This window comes from Nocardioides sp., assembly GCF_035547795.1.
Taxonomy (GTDB): domain Bacteria; phylum Actinomycetota; class Actinomycetes; order Propionibacteriales; family Nocardioidaceae; genus Nocardioides.
Window position 1 is genome coordinate 1 of the sequence record NZ_DASZUF010000193.1, and the last position, 9589, is coordinate 9589.

The following is a 9589-nucleotide window of genomic DNA, read 5'->3' on the forward strand; positions in this document are numbered from 1 at the left end:
CCTGGGCGGGGGCCGCGGCGGGGTCGGTCGGCTCGGTGGGGCTCAGCGCTCCTCGTCGGGCGCCGAGCTGGGCGTGCCGGTGAGCTTGTGGGTCTCGTCGGTCAGGTTGACCGCGATCTCCCGAAGCTTGTCGCCGTGCTCGCGGGCGTGGTGAGCGCAGAAGAGCAGCTCGCCACCTGACTGGAGCTCCACGCGAAGGTAGGCCTGGGCTCCGCAACGGTCGCAGCGGTCCGCAGCTGTCAGCTGGGCGCTGGGTGCAACGGCAGTGGTCACATCGGCCTCTTTTCTTCGATCTGTTCGATCCCTCGGTGACTGGTGAAACGTAGCCGGGGAGTTCAAGATTCCCCAGCCGATGTGTCCCCCACCACCTCACTGGCGCCCACCGTAGACCCGAGGGGCCCCGCGCGTGGCGAGATCGGAAGACGGGCGTGTCGCAGGTAGATTCAAGACACAGTTTCACCGGTACCCAGCAGGAGCTCGTCATCGCCGAGAACACCTATAACGCAGCCCACCTCCTGGTCCTCGAGGGCCTGGAGGCGGTGCGCAAACGGCCGGGCATGTACATCGGCTCGACCGACACCCGCGGCCTCATGCACTGCGTCTGGGAGATCATCGACAATGGTGTCGACGAGGCCCTGGCAGGCTTCGCCCACCGGGTCGAGGTGACGCTGCACGCGGACGGCTCGGTCGAGGTGTACGACGACGGCCGCGGCATCCCCACCGACAAGGAGCCCAAGACCGGGCTGCCCGGTGTGGAGGTGGTCGCGACCAAGCTGCACGCCGGTGGGAAGTTCGGCGGCTCGTCGTACGCCGCCACCGGTGGCCTGCATGGCGTCGGCCTCTCGGTGGTCAACGCGCTCTCGGCCCGGATGGACATCGACGTCGACCGCTCGCCGGCGCGGCAGGGGATGAGCTTCCAGCGCGGCGTGCCGGGCGTGTTCGACGGCGAGGGTCCCCAGGCCCGGTTCACGCCGCAGAGCGGGCTCTCGCGCAAGGGCGCCAAGGTCGCCAAGGGCAGGTCCGGCACGCTGATCCGGTTCTGGCCCGACCGGCAGATCTTCACCAAGGACGCCACCTTCGTCTACGACGACCTGGTCGTCCGCGCTCGGCAGACCTCCTTCATCGTGCCCGGCCTGGAGTTGGTCATCCGCGACCTGCGCGGCGACACCCCGGTGGAGGAGAAGTTCCGCCACGACGGCGGCATCGCCGAGTTCGTCGACTTCCTGGCGCACGACGAGGCGGTCACGCCGATCCTGCGGCTGCAGGGCTCGGACACGTTCACCGAGACGGTGCCGATGCTCGACGAGCAGGGCCACATGACCCCACAAGACGTCGAGCGCGAGCTGACCGTGGACGTGGCCTGCCGCTGGGGGATGGGCTACGAGACCGAGGTGCGCTCCTTCGTCAACGTGATCGCCACGCCCAAGGGCGGCACCCATGTCAGCGGTTTCGAGCAGGCCGTCACCCGCACGTTCAACGAGGCGATGAAGGCCGCCCGCGTGCTCAAGGCCAACGACGACGATGTGATCAAGGACGACGTTCTGGAGGGCCTGACCGCCGTGGTGACGGTGCGCCTGGCCGAGCCGCAGTTCGAGGGCCAGACCAAGGAGATCCTGGGCACGCCCGCCGCTCGCACCGTGGTCCGCAAGGTGGTGGGCGCCGAGCTCAAGCGCTTCCTGACTTCGACCAAGGCCGCCGACAAGACGGTGGCGAAGCGGGTCATGGAGAAGGTGTACGGCGCCGCCAAGACCCGCCTCACGCTGCGCCAGCAGAAGGAGACCCAGCGCCGCAAGAACGCGCTGGAGTCGTCCTCGCTGCCGGCCAAGCTGGCCGACTGCCGCTCCAACGACAACGACCGTACCGAGCTGTTCATCGTCGAGGGGGACTCCGCGCTCGGCACCGCCAAGATGGCGCGCAACTCGGAGTTCCAGGCGCTGCTGCCCATCCGCGGCAAGATCCTCAACGTGCAGAAGGCCTCGGTGGGCGACATGCTCAAGAACGCCGAATGTGCCTCGATCATCCAGGTGGTCGGCGCCGGCTCGGGCCGCACGTTCGACATCGAGGCCCGCCGCTACGGCCGGATCATCTTCATGGCCGACGCCGACGCCGACGGCGCGCACATCCGCACCCTGCTGGCCACGCTGTTCATGAAGTACATGCCCGACCTCGTCCACGCCGGCCGGGTCTACTCCGCCGTACCGCCGCTGCACCGGATCGAGCTGTCCAACCCGAAGAAGGGCATGGACAAGTACATCTACACCTATTCCGACGACGAGCTGCAGCGCAAGCTGGCCGACCTGAAGAAGCGCGGCGTCAACTGGAAGGACCCGGTGCAACGCTACAAGGGCCTGGGCGAGATGGACGCCGACCAGTTGGCCGAGACCACCATGGACCCGCGGCACCGCACTCTGCGCCGTCTCACCGTCGACGACGCGGAGGCCGCTGCCGAGGTCTTCGAGCTGCTGATGGGCTCCGACGTCGCGCCGCGCAAGGAGTTCGTGATCGCGGGAGCGTACGAGGTCGATGCGGACGCCATCGACGCGTAGACCCGTTCAGGCGGACGTCGTGCGGGCGATCAGGATCTCGGTGTCGCCGGGCCACTCCCAAAAGCGGCCAGTGGGGCTCACGCTGAGGAGGAAGGCGCGCAGCTCGGCCAGGAACTCCTCGAGCCGGTCGCCGAGCAGGCCCGGCGCGGCGTAGGACATCGACAGCACGCCGGCCACCACGTCGTCGGTGTCGCGCACCAGGTCGGTGCGCCCCGGCGCGACCAGCGTCTCGGCGGCGCCGAAGCGGGTGCGCGCGAGCGTCTCCTCGAACCTCTCGGTCACCAGGTCGCGCACCAGGCGGGTTCCCGAGCGCAGTTCCGGTCCCAGGAAGCGCCGGACCAGCTGGCGGATCTCGTGGTGGGGGACCGGTGGCTCGGTCGGCAGCGGGCCCCGCGGCTGCGAGCGGTAGTCGTGGGTGACCAGCACCATCGCGCCGTCGTCGGCCAGGAGGTCGTGGACGGCGTTGGCGACCGAGATCCGGTCGACGCGGTGGAACGACTGCCCGAAGGCCACCACTCGGGCGCCCGCCAGGCCCAGCCGCGGCAGCTCCTCGGCGGTCGCCTGCACGAACTCCGCCGGTCCGACCTGGTGCTCGGCCAGATGACGTCGCGCCTCGGCCAGCATGTCCGGATCGGGCTCCACGACCACGACGCGCCCGAAGAGGTTCCCGAGCTGGGCCGACAGCGTGCCGGGCCCCGCCCCGACGTCGACCAGGGTGCCGGTGCCGTCGAGGCCCAGCGCCTCGGCCAGGACGGCCGCGAGGCGGGCGGAGTACGGCGGACGGCCGCGGAGGTAGTACTGCGCGCTGCCGCGGAACTGCGAGGGGTCGTACTCCATCGCGACATCATGCTGGGAGAATCGGCCCGTGGATCAGAAGGCACGCCGGACGGCGATCACCAAGGCGCTCAAGGCCGGCGGCGCGAAGGCGCGCAAGGGCCATCTGCGCCTACCGGCCGGCGACCTGTTCTGGTACGTCGACGTCCGCGCCGACTCGCCCTCGCCGGCGGCGGCACTGGTCTTCGAGGTCGGCTGCTGGCTGCCCGCGGCCGGCCCGGAGCCGGAGGGCGGCTCGATCGACTGCCCGCTGCTGGCCGACGTACCGGTCGAGGGCGATCCGGCCGCAGCGACGGCGGCGCTGCTCGCCGCGATCGGCCCGGTCGGCGATGCGGCCGCACTGCGCGAGCTCATCGAGGCGGACACACTTCCGGGTGCCCTCGTCGACCGCCGCCTGCGCGAGCTGCTCGGCTGACGCGGACCGCCGGGCTAACCTCGGAGCATGGCGGTGATGACCACCCGGCGCGCGATCGTGCGTCGCGGCGTCCGAGGGCCCGACGAGCTCGCGGTCGAGGCGCCGCTGGTGCTCGGCCTCGACCCTTCGACGGGCTCAGGACCAGGCGGCGAGGCCATCGCCACCTTGATGCGCACCCCCGGCCATGATCTGGAGCTGGCCGCCGGCTGGCTGACGGTGGAGTCGGGCGTGCAGCGGCGCGAGGACATCGTGCAGCTGCGCAGCTGCCGCGAAGACGACACCGACCGGGTGCACATTACGCTGGCGCCCGGCGTGACACCGCCGCGGCCGCGGGCGTTCGTCACCAGCGCCGCCTGCGGCGTCTGCTCGGCCGACGTACTGGATCTGTCGCCGCTGCGCCGCGCCGCGCCCCATGGCGAGGGCTGGCGGGTCAGCCGTGCGGTCGTCGCCGGGCTGCCCGACACGCTGCGCGAGCGGCAGCGGGCGTTCGCCAAGACCGGCGGGGTGCACGCCGCCGCGCTCGCCGACACGCGGGGCGACGTCCGGTGCGAGTTCGAGGACGTGGGCCGGCACAACGCGGTCGACAAGGTGATCGGCCGGGCCCTGCTGGACGGGTTGCTGCCGGCCACCGACCACCTGTTGGTGGTCAGCGGCCGAGTCTCCTTCGAGATCGTGCAGAAGGCGGTGGCGGCCAGCGTGGCCGGCATCGTGGCAGTGTCGGCGCCCTCGTCGCTGGCCGTCGACCTCGCCCGCGAGCACGGCCTGCTGCTGGCCGGCATGGTCCGCAACGGCGACCTGAACGTCTACGCCGGCGAGGACCTGCTCGCCTGACAGCACTCAGCCGCCGCGCCCCCAAAGTGTCACGGTGATAGTTCGCGTCCGGAGTGACACTTCGGAAGTATCACCGACCACCCAAACCATCACGGTGACAGTTTGGGAGGAGGGGCGGTCAGGAGCGCGGGCGCCAGCGCTTCCAGAGCGCCTCGGCCTCGGCGCGGAGCTTGCCGTCGTACTCCAGCCACACCCGGGCGGTGATCTCCGACTCGTCCGCCGTCACCACCTCGGCACGCAGCGTGACCGGCTCGGTCAGCGGCGCGGGGCGGCGGTAGCGCACGTCGAGGCCGGCGGTGACGTAGGGCAGCAGCGCACCGCCCAGCGCCCGCCAGCCGTGCTGGTAGGCGGTGTCGACGACCGCCGCCGCACTGTGGCAGTCCAGCAGAGTGCCGATGATCCCGCCGTTGAGGAATCCCACCCCGTTGTCGTGCTCGGGCCAGGGCAGGAACTGCGCGACGTACCCCTCCGGTGTCGAGAAGCTGCGCAGCCGCAGCCCCTTCTCGTTGGCCGGCCCGCACCCGAAGCAGGTCAGCTCCGGGAAGTGGGTCTCCTGCAGGGAGAGCGTCACGCTTCCTGCTTGAGCAGGCCGCTGTCGACGTCGTAGATGAACCCGCCGACCACGACGCTGTCGGGGATGAGCGGGTGTGCCTTGACCTTGTGCACGTCCTCGGCGAGCGCGCGCACCTGGTCGTCGATGACGTGGATGGGCTGCCAGGAGGCGTCGACGCCGGCCGAGGCCTCGACCCGGCGGCGCAGCTCCTCCTCCGAGCTGGAGGCCACCGCGCAGCGGGTGTGTGGCACGACCAGGATCCGCTGGACGTTGAGCAGGTGGACGCCCAGGACCAGCGCCTCCATCGCCGCCTCGGTGACCCGGCCGCCGGGGTTGCGGAAGATCTTGGCGTCGCCGGGCTTGAGCCCGATCATGCCCAGCGGGTCGATCCGGGAGTCCATGCACGTCACCAGGGCGACGCCGGCGCGGGCGATGCCGTCGAAGCCGCCGTAGGCGAAGTCGGCGGCGAAGGCGGCGTTGGCGGCGAGCAGGTCGGCGAAGTCGTTGGAGTCAGCCATGGCCGCAGGTTAGCCCAGCCCGCTCAGTGCCTCGCGAGGGTCCACCCCGCGGGTGGCGGCGCCGCGCAGCAGTCCGAGCGCGAGGACGGCGCCCAGCACCGCTACCACCGCGGCCCAGCCGAAGACGGTGTGCTCCTCCGCGATGCCGGCGCGCCGCAGCAGCGTCTCGTAGGCGTCGCACAGACCGCTGCCGCCGCAGACCCGGCTCATCGGTGGCAGGTCGGCCTGGGCGGCGTAGTAGTGCCGCAGCCCGAGCGTGGTCAGCGCCGAGATCCCGACCAGCATGCCGACCATCCGGGCGACCACGACCAACGAGCTGGCCAGGCCGTGGATGGCGGCATCGGTGGTGGCCAGGACGGCGGCGTTGACCGGCGCCAGCACCAGGCCGAAGCCCAGCCCGGCCAGCACCAGCGGCACCGTCGCGACGGCGTGGCGCAGCGCGTCGACGTCCCAGCGGGCCATCAGGGCCAGCCCGGCCGCCGCGAGCAGCAGCCCGACCGCCGCGACCATGCCCGCCGGCAGCCGCCGGGTGAGCCAGCCGCCAGCGATCGCGCCGATCGGCAGCGCCACCAGGAACCTGACCAGGACCAGCGCCGCCTTGAGCTGGCTGTCGGGGTAGATCGTGGTGCGCGCGAAGAGCGGTACGTCGATGAGGGCGGCCACCAGCGCGGCCCCGATCAGCAGGCTGACCACCACCGACCCCCAGGCGGCCGGGGCGCGCAGCGCGGCGCGGGGGAGCAGCGGGTGGGTCGCCGTCCGCTGCCGGGTGGCGAACGCGGCCACGGCGAGGGCGGCGCCGAGCAGGTACCACCGGCCCTGCGGTGCGATGGCCTGTACCTGCGGGTCGGCGGTCGCGAACGCCAGGATCACCCCGGTCAGGGCGAGGGCGAGCAGCAGCGCACCGGGCAGGTCGACCCCACGGGCGCCGGCGGCCCAGCCGCGCAGGTCGACCAGTGGCCGGCGGGCACTCGCGCACCAGATCGCCAGCAGCGCCAGCGCGGCCACGGTGGTCAGCCCGAGCGGCGTGAGCCAGCGGCTGTCGCCGGCGACCGGGATGTAGAGCCGGCCCCAGGTCAGGTCGCGCATCATCGCGGTCGGCTCGACGAAGACCAGGACGCCGGCCGCGAGCGCGACCAGCACCAGCAGCAGGCCGACGGGGTCGGGCAGCCGCGGCGGCACCCGAGCGGCACGGGGCTCGGAGGCGCGCAGCGCCACCGCGAGCGCCGCCGCCACCAGCAGGTTGACCACGAAGATCGCCCGCCAGTCGGCCAGCGCGAGCACGACCGCGCCCGCCAGCGGCCCGAGCAGCGAGCCGGCCTCCTGGACGGCCGAGACGATCCCGAGCGGCACGCCGCGGCGCTCGACCGGGTAGAGGTCGGCGACCAGCGCCAGCGTGGCCGGCACCAGCGCCCCGCCGCCCAGGCCCTGCAGGAACCGGCCGATCACCATCGGTCCCAGGCCGTACGCCAGCGCGGTGAGCAGCGAGCCGGTGGCGAAGACCACCAGCCCGGCCACCAGCACCGGCAGCCGGCCGCGACGGTCGGCGATGCTGCCGATCAGCGGGAGCATCGCGACGTACCCGAGCAGGAACGCCGAGACGATCGGCGCGGCCTGCTGCAGTTGCTCCACCGAGAGCCCGACCCCGGCCATCATGTCGGGCAGTGCCAGCACGACGACGTAGGTGTCGGCGGCGGCGAACGCAACCGCGATCGCCGCCAGCGCCAGCAGCCGCCGGCCCGGACTCACGGCGCGGTGATCTTCGTATCGGTGCCGTACTTGTCGAGCGTCAGGGTGTACGTCGACGCCTGCTCGTCGGCGCCGTAGAAGTCGCCGTGCAGCTGCGCCTGCTCCAGTCGGTGGCTGTCGTCGATCGTGTAGGAGACGTCGAAGGTGCCGGTCGCACTGGGGATCACGGCCGCGACCGCGCCGCCGGGCAGGGTGCCGGTGTAGGTGGTCAGCACCTGCTTGTTGTCCTTGCCGCCGCGCACGCTCTTGCCGGCCTTGAGCCCGCTGGTCGCGGTCAGCAGGTGCGAGATGCCGGTCTGGGTGTCCAGCAGCGCCGACGGGTCGGGCACGCCGTACTGCGCCGGGTCCACCGTCTGCCAGCCCACCGTCAGCGGCATCTTGGCGTAGACGGTGCCGCCCACCGCGACCACCGGGATGGTCGGGCGGGTGCCCAGCAGCGAGACCACCAGCTTCCCGCTGAACGCCGGGGCCCGGGTGAGCGTGCCGTCGGCGCTGATCAGCGTGGTGCCGCTGTCGGGCAGGTCCTTGCCGGTCAGGGTGAGATGGAGGCCGGGAGTCTTGTCGAGGTTCGCCTTGGCGAGCGCGACCGCCTTCTGCGGCGACAGCGACGCGGGCTTGCCGCCCCCGCCGCAGCCGGTGAGGGCCAGGGCGGCGAGCACGACGAGAGCGGAGGTACGGCGCACGTCCTCAGCCTTCCACGCCGCCCACGGTCGCTGCCACCGGTCCCGCGCAGGCGTCGATCGGCTGCCCGACCGGGACGCCGGAGCCGTCGCGGCGACCGTCGGCCTCGGGCAGCTCGACCGGGGCGCCGCTGGCCGCGGCCGCGCGGGCCGGGGCCGGGCCGGCCCAGGCGAAGATCAGGGTGTCCTCGCCCTTGAGGTAGCGGTGGCAGCGCACGCCGCCGGTGGCACGGCCCTTGCCCGGGTACTCCGCGAACGGCGTCACCTTGACCGACCCGGTCTCGGTGCCCGGCAGCGCGCTGGAGGACCCCGCCGCCGTCACCACCACGGCGCCGCCGGGGGCCTCGGGGGCCAGGGCGCCGAAGAAGACCACCCGCGAGCCGTGCGCGACCCGGATGCCGGCGATGCCGCCGCCGGCGCGGCCCTGCGGCCGGACCTGGTCGGCGCCGAAGTGCAGCAGCTGGGCGTCGGAGGTGACGAAGCAGAGCGTCTCGGCGCCGGTGGTCAGCTGCACCGCGCCGACCACCTCGTCGCCGTCGGCGAGCCGGATGACCTCCCACTCGTCCTTGCCGAGCACCTCGGGGTTGACCCGTTTGACGGTGCCGAGCCGGGTGCCGAGCGCCAGACCGGGGCCCTCGCCGGTCAGCGTGCACAGCGCCAACGCCCGCTCGCCGCCGGCCAGCGACAGCAGCGCGGAGAGCGGTAGCCCGCCCTGCAGGTTCGGGTCGCCGGCGGTCGGAGGGATCGCCGGGAGGTCGAGTACGCCGAGCCGCAGCAGCCGGCCCCGGCTGGTCAGCACCCCGATCTCGCCGCGGGCGGTGGTGGCCACCGCCGAGACGATCACGTCGTGGTTGGTCCGGGCGCCACCGGTGGGCACCGGCTCCGTGCTCTGGGTGCGGGCGAGCAGCCCGGTGGAGGACAGCAGCGCGAAGCAGGGGTCGTCGGGCACCTCGAGGGGCGCGGTCGCCGCGGCCGTCGCCGCCGTACCGGCCGACGACAGCAGAACCGTGCGGCGGGGGGTGCCGTAGGTCTTGGCGACCTCCGCCAGCTCGTCGGAGACCACCTTCCGCAGCAGGGCGTCGTCGGCCAGGATCGCGTCGAGCTGCTCGATGGTGGCCTCCAGCTCGGCCTGCTCCTTCTCCAGCTCGATCTTGGAGAACTTGGTCAGCCGGCGCAGCGCCATGTCGAGGATGTACTCCGCCTGCAGCTCGGAGAGGTCGAAGACCGTCATCAGCCGCTCCTTGGCGGCCGCGGCGTTGTCCGAGGAGCGGATCAGCTGGATGACCTCGTCGATGTCGAGGATCGCCAGCAGCAGGCCCTCGACTAGGTGCAGCCGGGCGGCGGCCTTGTCGCGGCGGAACTGGCTGCGCCGGCGGACCACGTCGTAGCGGTGGCCGAGGAAGACCTCGAGCAGCTCCTTGAGCCCCAGCGTGCGCGGCTGGCCGTCGACCAGGGCGACGTTGTTG

The 9589-nt window shown here is 72.5% G+C and carries 10 protein-coding genes; 3 read left to right on the plus strand and 7 right to left on the minus strand.

Annotated features, from left to right (window positions below; translation table 11 throughout):
- Positions 1 to 42 precede the first annotated feature (42 nt).
- A complete protein-coding gene (locus VHA72_RS14425) occupies positions 43 to 273 on the minus strand; it encodes a DUF7455 domain-containing protein (protein ID WP_325576402.1) in 231 nt (76 codons plus the stop codon).
- A gap of 209 nt (positions 274 to 482) precedes the next feature.
- Between VHA72_RS14425 and VHA72_RS14430 the strand changes: the two genes are divergently transcribed.
- Positions 483 to 2546 (plus strand): DNA gyrase/topoisomerase IV subunit B, encoded by a 2064-nt coding sequence (locus VHA72_RS14430; RefSeq protein ID WP_325576420.1) that lies wholly within the window; start codon positions 483 to 485, stop codon positions 2544 to 2546.
- A gap of 6 nt (positions 2547 to 2552) precedes the next feature.
- Here the strand turns inward: VHA72_RS14430 and VHA72_RS14435 are convergent, their stop codons facing one another.
- Positions 2553 to 3383, minus strand: coding sequence for a class I SAM-dependent methyltransferase (locus VHA72_RS14435; RefSeq protein WP_325576404.1), 831 nt, complete (start codon positions 3381 to 3383; stop codon positions 2553 to 2555).
- A 28-nt stretch (positions 3384 to 3411) separates the two neighbouring features.
- On the opposite strand from VHA72_RS14435, the gene VHA72_RS14440 reads away from it, so the two are divergent.
- Positions 3412 to 3795 carry a hypothetical protein gene (locus VHA72_RS14440; protein ID WP_325576406.1) on the plus strand — a complete coding sequence of 128 codons (384 nt, stop codon included), beginning with the start codon at positions 3412 to 3414 and terminating at the stop codon, positions 3793 to 3795.
- Between the two features lie 27 nt (positions 3796 to 3822).
- Positions 3823 to 4626, plus strand: coding sequence for a formate dehydrogenase accessory sulfurtransferase FdhD (locus tag VHA72_RS14445; protein WP_325576408.1), 804 nt, complete (start codon positions 3823 to 3825; stop codon positions 4624 to 4626).
- Between the two features lie 118 nt (positions 4627 to 4744).
- On the opposite strand, the gene VHA72_RS14450 is transcribed toward VHA72_RS14445, so the two are convergent.
- The 5 genes from VHA72_RS14450 to VHA72_RS14470 all read right to left on the minus strand — a co-directional run.
- Positions 4745 to 5197: a PaaI family thioesterase gene (locus tag VHA72_RS14450; RefSeq protein ID WP_325576410.1), complete on the minus strand. Its 453-nt coding sequence runs from the start codon at positions 5195 to 5197 to the stop codon at positions 4745 to 4747.
- The gene (locus VHA72_RS14455; RefSeq protein WP_325576412.1) at positions 5194 to 5697 is read right to left on the minus strand and encodes a beta-class carbonic anhydrase; all 504 of its coding nucleotides are present in this window, start codon (positions 5695 to 5697) and stop codon (positions 5194 to 5196) included. Before VHA72_RS14455 ends, VHA72_RS14450 begins: the two co-directional genes overlap by 4 nt.
- A gap of 9 nt (positions 5698 to 5706) precedes the next feature.
- Positions 5707 to 7443 (minus strand): MFS transporter, encoded by a 1737-nt coding sequence (locus tag VHA72_RS14460; RefSeq protein ID WP_325576414.1) that lies wholly within the window; start codon positions 7441 to 7443, stop codon positions 5707 to 5709.
- Positions 7440 to 8126, minus strand: coding sequence for an LppX_LprAFG lipoprotein (locus VHA72_RS14465; RefSeq protein WP_325576416.1), 687 nt, complete (start codon positions 8124 to 8126; stop codon positions 7440 to 7442). Before VHA72_RS14465 ends, VHA72_RS14460 begins: the two co-directional genes overlap by 4 nt.
- Positions 8127 to 8130: 4 nt before the next feature.
- The coding region (locus tag VHA72_RS14470; RefSeq protein WP_325576418.1) for a DNA gyrase subunit A at positions 8131 to 9589 on the minus strand (1459 nt) is incomplete at its 5' end.